The 14,278-nt window shown below is 66.6% G+C and carries 11 protein-coding genes and 2 tRNA genes; 6 read left to right on the forward strand and 7 right to left on the reverse strand.

Annotated elements, in window-relative coordinates:
• Nucleotides 1-3: 3 nt before the first annotated feature.
• The 4 genes from ACSQ3Y_RS07620 to ACSQ3Y_RS07635 all read right to left on the reverse strand — a co-directional run bounded on the left by ACSQ3Y_RS07620 (nucleotide 4) and on the right by ACSQ3Y_RS07635 (nucleotide 3,307).
• A tRNA-Gln gene (locus tag ACSQ3Y_RS07620) sits at nucleotides 4-80 on the reverse strand.
• Between the two features lie 24 nt (nucleotides 81-104).
• Entirely contained in the window at nucleotides 105-968 is an 864-nt protein-coding gene (ispE, locus tag ACSQ3Y_RS07625; RefSeq protein WP_057205488.1) for a 4-(cytidine 5'-diphospho)-2-C-methyl-D-erythritol kinase, read from the reverse strand.
• A gap of 24 nt (nucleotides 969-992) precedes the next feature.
• Nucleotides 993-1,511, reverse strand: coding sequence for a lipoprotein insertase outer membrane protein LolB (locus tag ACSQ3Y_RS07630; RefSeq protein ID WP_428002348.1), 519 nt, complete (start codon nucleotides 1,509-1,511; stop codon nucleotides 993-995).
• On the reverse strand, nucleotides 1,511-3,307 hold the full coding sequence (locus ACSQ3Y_RS07635) for a tetratricopeptide repeat protein (RefSeq protein ID WP_436176882.1): 1,797 nt from the start codon (nucleotides 3,305-3,307) through the stop codon (nucleotides 1,511-1,513). Before ACSQ3Y_RS07635 ends, ACSQ3Y_RS07630 begins: the two co-directional genes overlap by 1 nt.
• Before the next feature lie 29 nt (nucleotides 3,308-3,336).
• Between ACSQ3Y_RS07635 and mutM the strand changes: the two genes are divergently transcribed.
• The 3 genes from mutM to mutY all read left to right on the forward strand — a co-directional run bounded on the left by mutM (nucleotide 3,337) and on the right by mutY (nucleotide 7,355).
• Entirely contained in the window at nucleotides 3,337-4,152 is an 816-nt protein-coding gene (gene mutM, locus ACSQ3Y_RS07640; protein WP_057205480.1) for a bifunctional DNA-formamidopyrimidine glycosylase/DNA-(apurinic or apyrimidinic site) lyase, read from the forward strand.
• Nucleotides 4,153-4,311: 159 nt separating this feature from the next.
• Complete coding sequence (locus ACSQ3Y_RS07645) at nucleotides 4,312-6,285, forward strand: dynamin family protein (RefSeq protein WP_436176883.1); 1,974 nt, start codon at nucleotides 4,312-4,314, stop codon at nucleotides 6,283-6,285.
• Nucleotides 6,285-7,355, forward strand: a complete 1,071-nt coding sequence (mutY, locus tag ACSQ3Y_RS07650; RefSeq protein WP_428002346.1) for an A/G-specific adenine glycosylase — start codon at nucleotides 6,285-6,287, stop codon at nucleotides 7,353-7,355. Before ACSQ3Y_RS07645 ends, mutY begins: the two co-directional genes overlap by 1 nt.
• Nucleotides 7,356-7,366: 11 nt before the next feature.
• Here mutY and rapZ read toward each other — a convergent pair whose 3' ends face one another.
• From rapZ to ACSQ3Y_RS07665, 3 genes are read right to left on the reverse strand one after another with little or no spacing between them, the layout of a single operon-like run.
• Entirely contained in the window at nucleotides 7,367-8,245 is an 879-nt protein-coding gene (rapZ, locus tag ACSQ3Y_RS07655) for an RNase adapter RapZ (RefSeq protein ID WP_057205475.1), read from the reverse strand.
• A complete protein-coding gene (recN, locus tag ACSQ3Y_RS07660) occupies nucleotides 8,235-9,965 on the reverse strand; it encodes a DNA repair protein RecN (protein ID WP_428002344.1) in 1,731 nt (576 codons plus the stop codon). Before recN ends, rapZ begins: the two co-directional genes overlap by 11 nt.
• Before the next feature lie 2 nt (nucleotides 9,966-9,967).
• Complete coding sequence (locus tag ACSQ3Y_RS07665; protein ID WP_428002343.1) at nucleotides 9,968-10,873, reverse strand: NAD kinase; 906 nt, start codon at nucleotides 10,871-10,873, stop codon at nucleotides 9,968-9,970.
• 365 nt (nucleotides 10,874-11,238) lie between these two features.
• Between ACSQ3Y_RS07665 and hrcA the strand changes: the two genes are divergently transcribed.
• The 3 genes from hrcA to ACSQ3Y_RS07680 all read left to right on the forward strand — a co-directional run bounded on the left by hrcA (nucleotide 11,239) and on the right by ACSQ3Y_RS07680 (nucleotide 14,020).
• Nucleotides 11,239-12,237, forward strand: a complete 999-nt coding sequence (gene hrcA, locus ACSQ3Y_RS07670; protein WP_057265045.1) for a heat-inducible transcriptional repressor HrcA — start codon at nucleotides 11,239-11,241, stop codon at nucleotides 12,235-12,237.
• A gap of 52 nt (nucleotides 12,238-12,289) precedes the next feature.
• A tRNA-Ile gene (locus ACSQ3Y_RS07675) sits at nucleotides 12,290-12,366 on the forward strand.
• A 592-nt stretch (nucleotides 12,367-12,958) separates the two neighbouring features.
• The gene (locus ACSQ3Y_RS07680) at nucleotides 12,959-14,020 is read left to right on the forward strand and encodes a hypothetical protein (protein ID WP_057205470.1); all 1,062 of its coding nucleotides are present in this window, start codon (nucleotides 12,959-12,961) and stop codon (nucleotides 14,018-14,020) included.
• Nucleotides 14,021-14,278 lie beyond the last annotated feature (258 nt).

Genomic DNA, 14,278 nt, shown 5'->3' on the forward strand with positions numbered 1-14,278 from the left:
ATTTGGCAGGGGAAGAAGGATTCGAACCTTCGCATGCCGGAATCAAAATCCGGTGCCTTAACCAGCTTGGCGACTCCCCTACACGGGTCAACTGCTGAAAGCAGCTAACCGAAATTCTCGTCTGATGCCCACCCTGCCAGAGGATGAACCATCAAATTGTCACATGCCTTGATCTGCCAGTCGCCGGGGGCGCCTTGAAGATCCATCGCATGTGGCATTTGTGCAAACACAGCACTTCCTGAGCCTGTCATCCTGGGTCGCATCCCGCGCTGCGAAAGCCACGAAAGGGCTTGCGTAACATCGGGGCACAGTGCCTCGGCAACTGGCTGCAGATCGTTTCGACCGAAGTCAAAGTGTGTTGCAGCAAAGCCTAAGATTGTAGCACAGCCAGAATCACGTTTCAAACTCGACGAAGAAAAAATTGCTTTTGTCTCCAATCCTGCTGCGGGCTTGACGACCGCGAAGCGTGCTTGCGGAAGTTGCTGTGCATTCTCAAGCGGCGTGATTGTCTCACCAATTCCTTCGACAAAAGCGTTCGTGCCGCATAAAAAAAACGGAACGTCTGCGCCAAGGGCCAGGCCGATCTTCTGCAGCGCCTGGCGCGACAGGTTCAGGCCCCACAGCCGGTTCAGGGCCAGCAGCGTGCTGGCTGCGTCCGACGAGCCCCCGCCCATGCCGGCCTGCGCGGGGATGCGCTTGGTGATGCCGATGTGCGCGCCCTCGGTGCAGCCCGTGGCCGCCTGCAGGGCGTGCGCTGCGCGCAGCACCAGGTCCATCTCGGGCAGGGCCGGGCCCAGGTCTTCGCGGCTCAGGGCGCCGCCTGCGCGGCGCTCGAAGTGCAGGGTGTCGCACCAGTCGATGAGCATGAACACCGACTGCAGCAGGTGGTAGCCATCGGCGCGCCGCCCTGTGATGTGCAGAAACAGATTGAGCTTGGCCGGAGCCGGTACGTCGTACAGCGCGTGCATGGAAAAAAGGGGGCAGGGCGCGGCTCAGCGGCTGAAGGCGATGCGCAGCGTGGCTTCGGGTGCGGGGTCGTGGCGCCGGGCCACCAGCCGGCCGCCGGCGCTGCCCGAGAGGTCGGCCTGCCAGCCGGTGGCGGTGGCCTGGTTGCCATTGAGCCATTCGAAGATGGCAGCAACCGGGATGGCCGTGCCGGTGGCCTGGCGCAGCAATTCGTCGAGCGAGGTGGACTCGCGGGTTTCCTGCCCGGTGGTGAGCTGCGCGCGCCCCGCTTCCCACTGCAGCCGCGCCAGCGTGTTGCCCAGCGGGCTGGTGAGCACCAGCTCGCCCTTGTCTGGATTGCCCTGCAGGTCGAACAGCGAGGAGAACGATTGCGATGCCTGGCCTTCCACCTGCAGCGACAGGCGGCCCGACCACGATGCGGTGCCGGACTCGGCCGCCCGGGGCGGCTGGGCGCAGCCTGTGAGCCACAGCGTGCAGGCCAGGGCCAGCCATGCCATCCATTGGCGCAGCGCAAAGGGGTTGCCATTGCCGGCAAGGAGCCGCATCAGGGCTTCGCCCCCAGGCGCTTCAAGGTGTCCTTGAGGCTGTCGTTTTCGGGGTTCAGGCGCAGGCCTTCGCGCCAGATGCCCAGGGCCTTGTCGCGCTCGCCCATGCTCCAGACCACTTCACCCAGGTGGGCGGCGATCTCGGCGTCGGGCCGGGACTTGAACGCGGTTTCGAGCAGGCTGCGCGCCTTGGCCTTGTTGCCCATGCGGAACTCCACCCAGCCCAGGCTGTCGGTGATGAAGGGGTCGCCCGGTGCCAGCTCCAGGGCCTTGGCGATCAATTGCCGGGCCTCGGGCAGGCGCTGGCCGCGCTCGGCCAGCGAATAGCCCAGCGCGTTGTAGGCGTGGTGGTAGTCCGGCTGGCGCGCAATGATCTGGCGCAGCAGCTTTTCCATGGTGTCGAACTGGCCGACCTTCTCGGCCAGCATGGCCTGGTCGTACAGCAGTTCGCCGTCTTCCGGGGCCAGGGCCACGAGCTCGGTCTGAACCTCGTAGGCTTCCTTGAACAGGCGCTGGTCGCGCAGCAGCTGTACTTCGGCCAGCAGCTTCATGCGCTTGTCGTCCTCGGTCACGCCGGGCAGGGAGCGCAGCAACGCGCGGGCCTCGGCGATCTTGCCTTGCTTGGCCAGCAGTGAGGCGCGGCGGCTTTGCGCGCTGAACAGCTCGCTCGAATTCTCGATGCGCGCCAGCCAGCCCTCGGCGCCCGCGAAATCGCCCTTCTTCTCGGCGATCTGCGCGTACAGGAGGTAGGCCTGGTTGAGGCTGCGCTGGCGTGCTTCCCTGTTGATGTCCGGGCCCTCGATGAGCGTCAGGAAGCGTTTGAGCGAGGTTTCGGACAGGTCCAGCCGGTTGTCCTGCAACTGCAGCGTGGCCAGCACCAGCCAGGGCTCGGGCAGGTCCGGCTTGGCGCGGGTCACGGCTTCGAGCTGGACCTTGGCCTCGGCGTACTTCTGCTGGCCGAGCAGTACGCGCGAGTAGGCCATCTGCATCTCAGGCGTGGCCTGCGGCTGGCTGGCGAAATAACGGGCCACCAGCGCTTCCCCTTCGGGCACGCTCTCTTCCTGCAGCTCCATGCCCAGCCGGGCGGGACCTTCGCTGGTGGGGTCCAGGTCCTGGGCGGCACGGGCGCTGGCCAGCGCGCCGGTCTTGTCGCCGGCAGCCAGGCGCACACGCCCGATGGCAATGTGCGCGGCTGCCGCATTGGCTGGCTTGGCCAGCTCGTCTGCCAGGGCCTGCTCGACCACCTTGGCGGCCAGTGGCTTGTCGCTGGCACGGGCGAACATCTGGGGCACGATGCCCAAGATGGCGGGTTTGGCCTGGACGGGGGCCTGGGCCAGTTCCTGGCGCAGCAGTTCCGGGGTTTCGCCGATGCGGTTCAGGGCGATCAGTATCTGCAGCACATAGCGGTTGGCCTCGCGCGAGTCCGGCTGGGCTTCGCGCCAGGCCTTGGCGGCTAACAGTGCGTGGTCGCCCGCGCGTGCCTGCAAGGCCATGTCGGCGGCCCGCTGGTAAAGCTGGGGGTTGTTGGTGCGCCGCGCCGCTTCCAGCATGAGGGCATAGCCTGTGCCTGCCTCGCCGGTGCGGGCATTGATCTCGCCCATGAGGATTTCATAGAACAATTCTGCGTCCAGCGCAGGGTTGCTGCTGGGGGCATCATCGGGCGCCGGCTCGGCCGCCTGTGGCGCCGCAACGCCGGGTTGCTGGGCAAGGCCTGCCGTGGTTACTGCTGCAAGAGCAAGTGTCAGGACGGCATACCGAAAGTAGTTTGAAGGCACCATCGACCCATAATAATCCATGCATGACAACCTGTTTGTGAGGGCTTTGGATGCCTGAGTTGCCCGAAGTGGAAGTAACGCGGCGCAGTTTTGCGCAGGCCATCGCTGGCGCCCAGGTCACCGCCGTGCGCATGGGCAAGCCGCTGCGCTGGCCGTTGGGGGGCGATGGCGGTGCCTTGGTCGGGCGCAGTGTCTCTGGCGTGCGCCGCCGGGGCAAGTACCTGCTGGTGGACCTGGATCAGGGGGTGCTGCTGGTGCACCTGGGCATGTCCGGCAGCCTTCGGTTTGCGCAGGGCCTGCCGCCGCCGGGGCCCCATGACCATTTCGACCTGGTCACCACCCAGGGCACCTTGCGCCTGCACGACCCCCGTCGCTTCGGCGCGGTGGTGCACGCAGCGGGCGAGGCCGACCCGGTGGCGGCCAAGCTGCTCGGCGGCCTCGGCATGGAGCCCCTGTCCGACGATTTCTCCCTGGATGCCTTCAGCCGCGGCATCAAGGCCAGCCGCGTGCCCATTAAGCAGATGCTGCTCGGGGGCAAGGTCGTGGTGGGGGTCGGCAACATCTATGCGTCGGAGGTACTGTTTCTGTCGGGTATTCGCCCGCAGACACCGTCGGCACGCATTGGCCCGGCCAGAATGGGACGGCTGCATGCAGCCATACGGCAGGTGCTGGAGCGTGCCGTGGAGTTGGGCGGCAGCACGCTCAAGGATTTTTCCAACGCCGACGGCGCCTATGGCAGCTACCAGGCCCATGCCAACGTGTACGGGCGCGAGGGCGCGCCCTGCAAGGTCTGCGGCACGCCCATCAAGGCGCTTCGCCAGGGCCAGCGCAGCAGCTATTTCTGCCCACGCTGCCAGCGGGCATGACAGGGGCAGGCACCGTGCCGGCCGGTTGCCGCTTGTGCGTAAAAATGGCCCGGCCTGGCCGGGGTGGTACATAAGCACCATCCACAGCTATGGCTGGCGCGCAGTCGATGCTATATTTTGTTTGTTCAGAAACAGTCGTTATCGAACGCCGGGAGCAAAGTGGGACCTTCATTCAACGAGCAGTTTGACCAGCATGGCGCGTGGAGACGTGCGTTCGCTCAGCAGCTCAAGCAGCTGGCCGAGTGGATGTCCTCCCACGAGCTGATGGACGCGTCCGTCCAGGAGCGACTGCAGCGCCTGGAGAGTCAGGTCCGCACCGACAAGGTGATGGTTGCGTTCGTTGCCGAGTTCTCGCGCGGCAAGTCCGAGTTGATCAACGCGATTTTCTTCGCCGACTATGGCCGACGCATCATGCCCGCCAGCGCGGGGCGCACCACCATGTGCCCCACCGAGCTGGGCTACGACGCCGAGTTCGCCCCCAGCCTGCGCCTCTTGCCCATCGAGACACGCCTGCAGATGCACGGCCTGGCCGAATGGCGCATGCGGCCCGATCGCTGGCACGAGATCCCGCTGGATGTAAACGACGCCGACCAGATCGCCAAGGCCCTCGAAAAGGTGGCCGAGGTGCGCCGCGTGAGCCTGGACAACGCCCGCGCGCTGGGTTTCTGGCACGACGATCTGGTGGACGAGAACCCGATTCCCGATGCCAATGGCCTGGTCGAGGTGCCCATGTGGCGCCACGCCATCATCAACATTCCCCATCCGCTGCTCAAGCAGGGGCTGGTGATCCTGGACACCCCAGGCCTGAACGCTGTGGGGGCGGAGCCCGAGCTCACGGTGAACCTGATTCCCCAGGCCCATGCGGTGGTGTTCATCCTGAGCGCCGACACTGGGGTGACCCGCTCGGACCTGTCCATCTGGCGTGAGCACCTGGCCACCTCGGCCGAGAGCATGGACGCCCGCCTGGTCGTGCTCAACAAGATCGATACCCTGTGGGACACGCTCAACTCCGCCGAGCAGATCCAGGCGCAGATGGACCGCCAGCGCAGCACGGCCGCCGAGATGCTGGGCGTGGCGGTGGAGAAGGTGGTGCCCGTTTCCGCGCAGAAGGGCCTGGTCGCCAAGATCACCGCCGACGACCTGCTGCTGGAGACCAGCGGCCTGCCCGTGCTCGAAGAAGTGCTGGCCAAGGGCATCATGGGCCAGCGCCAGGCCATCCTGCGGGCGGCCGTGGCCACGGGCGTGGCCGGCCTGCGCGCCGAGACGGCGCGTGTCATCAACATCCGCCGGCGCGACCTGGACGACCAGATGGCCGAGCTGCGCAGCCTGCGCGGCAAGAATGCCTCGGTCATCGAATCCATGCGCCAGCGCATCGAGCAGGAGCAGCACGAGTTCGACCTCTCCGCCTCCAAGATCCAGGCCGTGCGCGCCGTGCACCTGAAGCTCTTGCGCGATGTGTTCCAGCAACTGGGCTCCAAGGCCCTCAAGGTGGAGCTGGCCGAGCTGGCGCAACTGCTGCAGCAAAAGGGCCTCAAGTTGGGCGTGAAGAAGATCTACGTGCAGACCTTCGACAAGCTGCGCGGCACGCTGGACAAGGCCCAGGCCTCGGGCACGGAGATCCAGGCCATGCTGGGCGGCACCTTCCGCCAGCTCAACGCCGAGTTCGGTTTCTCGCTGCAGGTGCCGTCGCCCCCGCAGCTGGAGCATTTTGCGCACGACCTGTCGCAGATCGAGCAGAGCCACCTGCAGTACCTGGGCCTGGGCAACTCGCTCAAGCTGGCCCAGCCCGAGTTTTCCGAGCGCCTGGTGCGTGCCCTGGCCATGCGCCTGCGCACCGTGTACGAGTCCGCCGCCAATGACCTGGAGCTGTGGAGCAAGTCCGCCACGGCGCAGCTCGATGCGCAACTGCGCGAGCGGCGCCGCAGCTTCGCCCGCCGCATGGAGGCGGTGGACCGCATCCAGCAGGCCGCCAGCGGCTTGGTGGAGCGCATCGCCGAGATCGAGCAGGGCGAGGGTGAACTCATCCAGCTGGAGCACCGCCTGCAGGAGCTGACCTCGCAGCTGATTGCGCCACCGGACGCCGAGCAGGCCGCAGCCGAAGAGTCCCCCGTGGACGTGGCCCTGCCGCTTTGATGGACGCGCGGGCGGGTGGGGTGGCGCAGCGCGTGGTGCGCTGGCAGGCGACGGCCGGGCGCAACCACCTGCCCTGGCAGAACACGCGCGACCCCTACCGGGTCTGGCTGTCCGAGATCATGCTGCAGCAGACCCAGGTGAGCACCGTGCTGGGCTACTACGCCCGCTTCCTCGAAAAATTCCCCAACGTGCAGGCCCTGGCTGCGGCCCCGCAGGACGAGGTCATGGGCCTGTGGAGCGGCCTCGGTTATTACAGCCGGGCGCGCAACCTGCATGCCTGCGCCCAGGCCGTGGTGAACCTGCACGGCGGCGCCTTCCCGCGCACGGCCGAGGTGCTGGCCACCCTGCCGGGCATCGGCCGCTCGACGGCCGGGGCCATCGCCTCCTTCTGTTTTGCCGAGCGCACGCCCATCCTCGATGCCAATGTGCGCCGCGTGCTCACGCGGGTGCTGGGCTTCGACGCCGACCTGGCCGTGGCCAGGAACGAGCGCCTGCTCTGGGACCAGGCGGAGGCGCTGCTGCCCGTGGAAGACCTCGCCAACGCCATGCCGCGCTACACCCAGGGCCTGATGGACCTGGGCGCCTCGCTGTGCAGCCCGCGCGCGCCCGACTGCCCGCCCTGCCCGCTGCTGGACATCTGCGTGGCCGGGCAGGCCGGCGATGCCGAGCGCTACCCGGTGCGCACGCGCAAGCTCAAGCGCCGGGCCGAATCGTGGTGGCTCCTGGTGATGCGCGATAGCGAGGGCCGCGTGTGGCTGGAACGCCGGCCCGATTCGGGCATCTGGGCCGGGCTGTTCTGCCTGCCGGTGTTCGCCGACGAGGCGCACCTGCACGACCACCTGGCGCACCTGCCGGTGCCTGTGGCGCCGGGGCAGACCGAGGGGCTGGGCGGCTTCATGCACGTGCTGACGCACCGTGACCTGCACCTGCACCCCGTAGTGCTCACGGTGCCTGTGGCACGCGATGCGGCCGGGGAGGGCGGCTGGTTCAGCGCCAGCGAGTGGGAAGGGATGGGGCTGCCTGCGCCCATCCGCAAGCTGCTGGGCAATCTCTTCGGCGGCCTGCTGTAGGGCGCGCTCGCTCAGCGCCCGTCGAGTTCGCGGTGGCGTCGCAGGGTGGCCCAGCGCTTGCCAAAGGCCTCGGCCAGGCGCTCCACCAGGTACACCGAGCGGTGCTGCCCGCCGGTGCAGCCGATCGCCACGGTGACATAGCTGCGGTGGTTGCGGTCCAGCATCTCCAGCCAGTGGGCCAGGAAGCCCTCGATGTGCCCCTGCATCAGCGACACGTCCGGCTGCGCGCGCAGGAAGTCGGCCACGGGGGCGTCCAGCCCGGTCTGGTCGCGCAGCTCAGGCTCGTAGTGCGGGTTGGGCAGCATGCGCACGTCGAACACGTAGTCCGCATCCACCGGTATGCCGCGCTTGAAGGCGAACGACTGGAACACCAGGGTCAGCTGCCCTGGCGCCGTCGCCATCAGCGTCTTTACGTAACTTTGCAGTTGCGAGGAGCGGATGGCGCTGGTGTCGATGACGTGCGCCTCCTCGCGCAGGTCGGCCAGCAGCTCACGCTCAAGCTCGATGATCTGCACCAGCGCGCGCCGGCCCTGCTTGAGGGTGTCCGGAGTCAGCTCGTCGTGCGACAGCGGGTGGCGCCGGCGCGTTTCGGAAAAACGCCGCACCAGCGTGTCGATGGTTGCATCGAGGAACAGCGAGTGCACCACCACGCCCTGCTTGCGCAGCCGGTCGAGCTCCAGCGGCACCAGCGGCAGGGAGGTGGCGCTGCGCACGTCCATCGCGATGGCAACCCGGTTGCCGTGGTGGCGGTGCTCCAGCGCCACGAAGGCCGGCAGCAGCTCGGGCGGCAGGTTGTCCACGCAGTAGTAGCCCGCATCCTCCAGGGCATGCAGTGCCACCGACTTGCCGGAGCCGGACATGCCCGTGATCAGCACAATCTCAAGCGCCATCGGTTGCCTTTTTCGTGTTCTTCCTCTTGGGGCTGCGGGCGGGCGGCGCAACTGGCGCCGGTGGTGGAGCGACATCGAGCATCTCGCGCGCATGGGCCACGGTGGCCTTGCTGGAATCGTCGCCGCCCAGCATGCGGGCCACTTCGGAGATGCGGTCCTTGCCCTGCACGGCCACGACCTCGCTGGCCGTGCCCTTGGCGCCGCTGCGCTTGGATACCACCAGGTGGTGGTCGGCGCGCGCGGCCACCTTGGGCAGGTGGGTCACGGTGAGCACCTGGCGGTCGCGCCCCAGTTGCTGCATGAGCCGGCCCACGGTGTCGGCCACGGCCCCGCCCACGCCCGAGTCCACCTCGTCGAAGATCAGCGTAGGCGCCTCGCCCAGTGCGCTGGTGGTGACCGAGATCGCCAGCGAGATGCGCGACAGTTCACCGCCCGAGGCCACCTTGCCGATGGGCCTGGGGCTTGCGCCCGGGTGGCCCGCCACGAGGAAGGCCACATCGTCCGTGCCATGGGCGGCAGGCTCGGCCAGCTTGCCCAGGGCCACCTCGAACTGGCCGCCGGCCATGCCCAGGCCCTGCATGGCCTGGGTGATGGCGGCCGACAGCCGCGGCGCGCCTTTGGCCCGCGCCAGCGACAAGGCGCGCGCCGCGGCCTGGTAGGCCCGGGCACTGGCGGCCTCGGCCTTTTCCAGCGCCACCAGGTCGGCGGCGGCGTCGAGTTGTTGCAGCTCGGCCTTCCAGCCGTGCAGCAATGCGGGCAGCTCCACTGGGCTGCGCTTGTAGCGCCGCGAGAGCGTCATCCACAGCGACAGGCGCGCATCCACGGCGGCCAGGCGCTCGGGGTCCAGGTCGTTGTGGCGCAGGTAGGCGTGCAGCGAATGCACCACATCGCCGGCCTGCGCCACGGCGGAGTTGAGGATATCGGCGGCGCTGGCGAATTCGGCTTCGAGGTGCTCGTGGTCCTGCAGCAGGTCCTGGGCGCGCGAGAGTCCGTCCAGCGCGCCGCCGCCCTCCGCATCGCCACCCGACAGGGCAGCGATGGCGGCGTTGGCCGCTTCCATCAATGCCGAGGCGTTGGACAGGCGCTTGTGCTGCGCGTCGAGTTCGGGCCATTCGTCATCGCCCGGGGCCAGCTTGTCGACCTCGGCGATCTGCCACTGCAGGCGCTCGCGCTCCTGCTGCAGGGTGGCCTGGGCGGCGCGGGCCTGGGCCAGTGCCTTCTGGTCGGCCCGCCACTGGTTCCAGCGCGCAAGCGTCGCCCGGTCGCTGGTGCCCGAGTAGGCGTCGAGCAGGCCGCGCACCGATTCGGGCCGCGTCAGGCTCTGCCAGGCATGTTGGCCGTGGATGTCGAGCAGCAGCTCGCCGAGCGCGCGCAGTTGCGTAGCGGTGGCGGGCGTGCCGTTGATCCAGCCGCGGCTCTTGCCCTGCGTGTCCACGGTGCGGCGCAGCAGCAGCAGTTCCTCGCCCTCCAGCCCGGCTTCTTCGAGCCAGGGCCTGGCGGCGGGCGGGGTGTCGAATTCGGCACACACGTCGGTGCGGGGGCAGCCTTCGCGCACCAGCGCGGCATCGGCCCGGGCGCCGAGCACCAGTTGCACGGCGTCGATGAGGATGGACTTGCCGGCCCCTGTCTCGCCGGTGAGCACGGTGAAACCACTCTGCAGGTCCAGCTCCAGCGCCTGGACGATGACGAAATCACGCAGCGTGATGCGCCTCAGGGCCATGGTCAGGAGCCCCCTTCGTTCCAGCGCAGCTTCTTGCGCAGGGTGGCAAAGTAGTTCCAGCCCAGCGGGTGCAGAAAGCGCACGCAGTGCTCGGAGCGCTGCACCAGGATGCGGTCGCCGTGCAGCAGCGAGGCCAGTGACTGCATGTCGAAATTGGCGCTCACGTCGCGGCCGCTGACCACCTCGACGGCGATCTCGGTGGCATCCGACAGCACGATGGGCCGGTTGGACAAGGTGTGCGGTGCGATGGGTACCAGCACCCAGCCGGGGATGGACGGGTGCAGCATGGGGCCACCGGCCGACAGTGCGTAGGCCGTGGAGCCCGTGGGCGAGGCGATGATCAGGCCATCGGCCCGCTGGTTGGCTACGAAGCGGCCGCCCACTTCCACGCGCAGCTCCACCATGCCCGAGGTGGCGCCGCGGTTCACCACCACGTCGTTCATGGCCAGCGCCTCGAAGACCACCTGGCCGTCGCGCACCACGCGGGCGTGCATCAGCGGGCGCAGGTCTTCTTCGTACTCGCCCTGCAGCATCGGGGGCAGGGTGGCCTGGTAGGTGTCGAATGGGATATCGGTGATGAAGCCCAGGCGCCCCTGGTTGATGCCGATCAGCGGCGTCCTGTGGCGCGCCAACTGCCTGCCGATGCCCAGCATGGTGCCGTCGCCGCCGACCACCAGGCCCAGATCGCAGCGGGCACCGATGGTGTCCACGTCCATGGCGGGGTAGCCGGACAGGCCGGTGTTGGCAGCGGTCTCGGCCTCCAGCGCCACCTCGCAGCCCTGCCCCGTGAGGAACTGCGCAATGTCCTGCAGGGCCTGGCGCGAACTGTCGGTCATGGAGGAGGCGCCTGTGCCCGATGCCTGCTGGTACTTGCCGATGAGCGCTACATGGCGGAAATTGGAGGTCATCGTCAAATTACATCATTGTTGTAAGAACACGGGGCCTGGGCGGGGCCTTGCGTGCTCCACCATTGGCCGGGAAGGCACCATACGAACGGCCCAGGCCGGACAGGGTGTTTAATGCGAGGAGCCTGTTGGACTTGGAAATCGTCGGCTGCAAATCGGCCGCAGCGGTCCATTTTCCACCGTCTTTTTGCCCCATAGCTTGGCTATGGGGCTGCAAATCCAGCAAAAACTGCCCTCGCTGAGGCCGATTTTCGCTTTCGACGCTCCAAGTCCGACGGGCTCCTAGTGCATCCCATGCGGACTGCTCCGTACAACGATAGACGAAACCCGACAGGGAATCACCCACTTCCCTCATTAAAATCGACCGCATGCTCGATGACCGCGCCAAGTTGTTGCTCAAAGCGCTCGTGGAGCGCTACATAGCCGATGGGCAGCCCGTCGGCTCGCGCACGCTCTCGCGCGCCTCCGGCATGGACCTGTCGCCGGCGACCATCCGCAACGTGATGGCCGACCTCGAAGAGCTGGGCCTGATCGCCAGCCCGCACACCTCAGCGGGGCGCATTCCCACGGCCAAGGGCTACCGCCTGTTCGTGGACACCATGTTGACCGTGCAGCGTGACCCTTTGATTTCACCCCCGCTGGCGCCTGAGCAGCCGCAGAAGGTGATCGCCAACGCCGCCAACCTGCTGTCCAACCTGTCGCAGTTCGTGGGTGTAGTGATGGCGCCACGGCGCACCTCGGTGTTCCGGCACATCGAATTCCTAAGGCTGTCGGAGCGGCGCTTCCTGGTGATCATCGTCTCGCCCGAGGGCGATGTGCAGAACCGCGTGATCTTCACCGACATCGACCACTCCCAGTCGCAGTTGATCGAGGCCGCCAATTTCCTCAACGCCAACTACGCCGGCCTGGCCATGGAGCAGGTGCGCGAGCGCCTCAAATCCGAGGTCGACGCGCTGCGCGGCGAGATCGGCACGCTGATGCAGGCCGCCGTCAACGTGGGCTCCGAAGGCGAGTCGCAGGACGAGGTGGTCATCTCCGGGGAGCGCAACCTGCTGTCGGTCAGCGATTTTTCCAGCGACATGGGCAACCTGCGCCGCGCCTTCGACCTCTTCGAGCAGAAGACGCAGATCCTGCGCCTGATGGATTTTTCCAGCCAGGCCGAGGGCGTGCGCATCTACATCGGTGGCGAAAGCCAGGTCGTGCCCTTCGAGGAACTCTCCATCGTGAGCTCTCCCTACGAGGTGGATGGCAAGGTGGTCGGCACGCTCGGCGTGATCGGCCCCACGCGCATGCCCTACGACCGCATGATCCAGATCGTGGACATCACCTCCAAGCTGGTGTCCAACGCCCTCAGCCACCGCCGCTGAGCGCCTGGATACCCCCTACAATACCGCGTGCCCCATCTTCGGTCAGGTACACGGGGCGTTAGCTCAGTTGGTTAGAGCAGAGGACTCATAATCCTTTGGTCGCGGGTTCAAGTCCCTCACGCCCTACCATATCCCGCTTAGGTTTTCTGCTATTGTTTTCGGAGCGTTTTGTTCCGCAAAACAGGGGCTGTTCCGCAAAACCTGTTTCGACGGCTTCACGTGCCGCCTTGCCTTGTGACGGATGCCGTCGGCCGCCATGGCCGCTGTGGTAAGCCCCAACATGGCCTGTGCGGGCTTCGCTCCGGTGTCGCCATCGGCCCCGGCGGCCACCTTGGCGTGGGAAACCCTCATCTGATGTCGGCCTTGCCCTTTTCCATGGCCTGCGCTGGCAAACTATGTCTTGTAGGACTTTGCGCCGATCGGGTGTCCGCATGTAACTTGTGCTCCACGTCACTGCGACGACACCAAGTCATCGATACATTCAAGGACACGCGATGTCACGCTTCTTGCAAGCCCTGGACTGGCCAGGGCGCTGGGGCGTCGCTGCCTGTGCCAGCACGAGGGTTGGGTCGTCCTGGTCTGCGAGGGGGTGGGTGTGCCGAATGGAGCCTGCCGACACTGCTCAGCCATTTTTATTTTTGGAGTCCATTCGATGCGGTATCTAATTGTTTTGTTTTTAGCTGCAGTGACCACGTTTGCCCAGGCTGCAAACTTCGTTTCGATGCACCAGTCTGCACACAGAATTGCCCTGTCTCTGTCGTCCGGCAGCAGCGGCTATACCTTCGACACCAAGGTCGGCTTCAAGGAGCAATACGCTCCTACCGGCGTGACGGGCTGCGCCATCGGTTTTGGCACGGGCGGCTGCGCTTTCCCTGGCGGTGGCTCCCTCTCCCTGCCTGAATTCACTGGCTTCCAGATGCAGAACCAGGAATTCAAGATCTTCATTCCTGCAGGCACCCGTTCGTTTCTATTCTCGGGCTATGCGGCCCAAGGCACCCAGTCGGCCTTCGTGCTGCGCTACGGCAAGGAGCCGACCCGAGTCGCCGCCCTGAGCGGTAGTGAGTACCAGGCGGCACAGACCGGCGAGCGCATCGACTCCTCGTTCACACGCCTGGTCAATGAAGACGTCGACCATTTCGTCGTGCACGACGGTGGCGGCACCCTGCGCTTCGTGGGCGGCCAGCTCGATGCCAACCGCAGCAGCACCGACCAGGGCAAATGGCTCTACGTGCGCCAGCTGAGCGGCTCCGCGCTCTACGACTACCAGGGTGCCCTGGACGTCGACATGCCCAAGTACGCGGCCGGCTACGCCAAGATCTCCTGGACCACCAGCGCCTTTCCAGACCCCGTTGACGCCGCAAGCCCTGGCGGTGGTGGTGGCACCACCAATCCACCGGTTACCGGCACGACGGTCACCACCTCGGTGCTCTCCACCACCGGCCAGCCCCTCAGGCTGGACATCACGATGACCCAGTCGGCCACTGAGGTCGCTGCCAATCCGCAGATCAGCACCTGGGTTGCTGCACGCATTCCCGCCAACGGCCTTTTCTACACGACGGATGTCTGGTTCTTCCGCAAGGTCGATGGCTGGGCCCAACTGGTGTTGCCGTTCCCTGAGACGGTGGCTTACTCGAGTCTGGGCACCAACGCCACGAGCTTGAAATTCACGCCCTCGCTGGACCTGACGGACACGGACCTGCGCGCCTTCAATGTCGAGGTGTATTTCGGCTACAAGACCAGCACCGGCGCTTTTGTGAGCAAAGGCAAGATCTGGCCCCAGTAAATCGGTCGGCGCAGGCGCGCCGCTCACCTGGTTATGCAAAGGCCCTTCGGGGCCTTTTTGCATGGGACTGCCGAGCAGGGGAGCAGGGCGGCAACGCTCAGTGCAGGCCTGCTGCGTCGCACCGGTGCAAGCGCGGCACTGCAGCAGGGCGCGGCGCAGACCCATGCGGGGCAGCAAGCCAATAAATTTGGCGTTTTTGCCTGAAGGCACCTCCGGGGTGCACTACAATACAGGCAGCAGACGAGTTCTGTGAAAGCC

The sequence above is a fragment of the Acidovorax sp. LjRoot66 genome (assembly GCF_964253305.1).
GTDB lineage: Bacteria > Pseudomonadota > Gammaproteobacteria > Burkholderiales > Burkholderiaceae_C > Acidovorax.

Excerpts from the sequence above, each read along its gene's own strand:
- hrcA (WP_057265045.1), top strand. The coding sequence starts at position 11,239 with ATGCTCGATGACCGCGCCAAGTTGTTGCTCAAAGCGCTCGTGGAGCGC.
- rapZ (WP_057205475.1), bottom strand. The coding sequence starts at position 8,245 with ATGGCGCTTGAGATTGTGCTGATCACGGGCATGTCCGGCTCCGGCAAG.
- ACSQ3Y_RS07665 (WP_428002343.1), bottom strand. The coding sequence starts at position 10,873 with ATGACCTCCAATTTCCGCCATGTAGCGCTCATCGGCAAGTACCAGCAG.
- mutY (WP_428002346.1), top strand. The coding sequence starts at position 6,285 with ATGGACGCGCGGGCGGGTGGGGTGGCGCAGCGCGTGGTGCGCTGGCAG.
- ACSQ3Y_RS07635 (WP_436176882.1), bottom strand. The coding sequence starts at position 3,307 with ATGGATTATTATGGGTCGATGGTGCCTTCAAACTACTTTCGGTATGCC.
- ACSQ3Y_RS07680 (WP_057205470.1), top strand. The coding sequence starts at position 12,959 with ATGCACCAGTCTGCACACAGAATTGCCCTGTCTCTGTCGTCCGGCAGC.
- recN (WP_428002344.1), bottom strand. The coding sequence starts at position 9,965 with ATGGCCCTGAGGCGCATCACGCTGCGTGATTTCGTCATCGTCCAGGCG.
- ACSQ3Y_RS07630 (WP_428002348.1), bottom strand. The coding sequence starts at position 1,511 with ATGCGGCTCCTTGCCGGCAATGGCAACCCCTTTGCGCTGCGCCAATGG.
- ispE (WP_057205488.1), bottom strand. The coding sequence starts at position 968 with ATGCACGCGCTGTACGACGTACCGGCTCCGGCCAAGCTCAATCTGTTT.
- mutM (WP_057205480.1), top strand. The coding sequence starts at position 3,337 with ATGCCTGAGTTGCCCGAAGTGGAAGTAACGCGGCGCAGTTTTGCGCAG.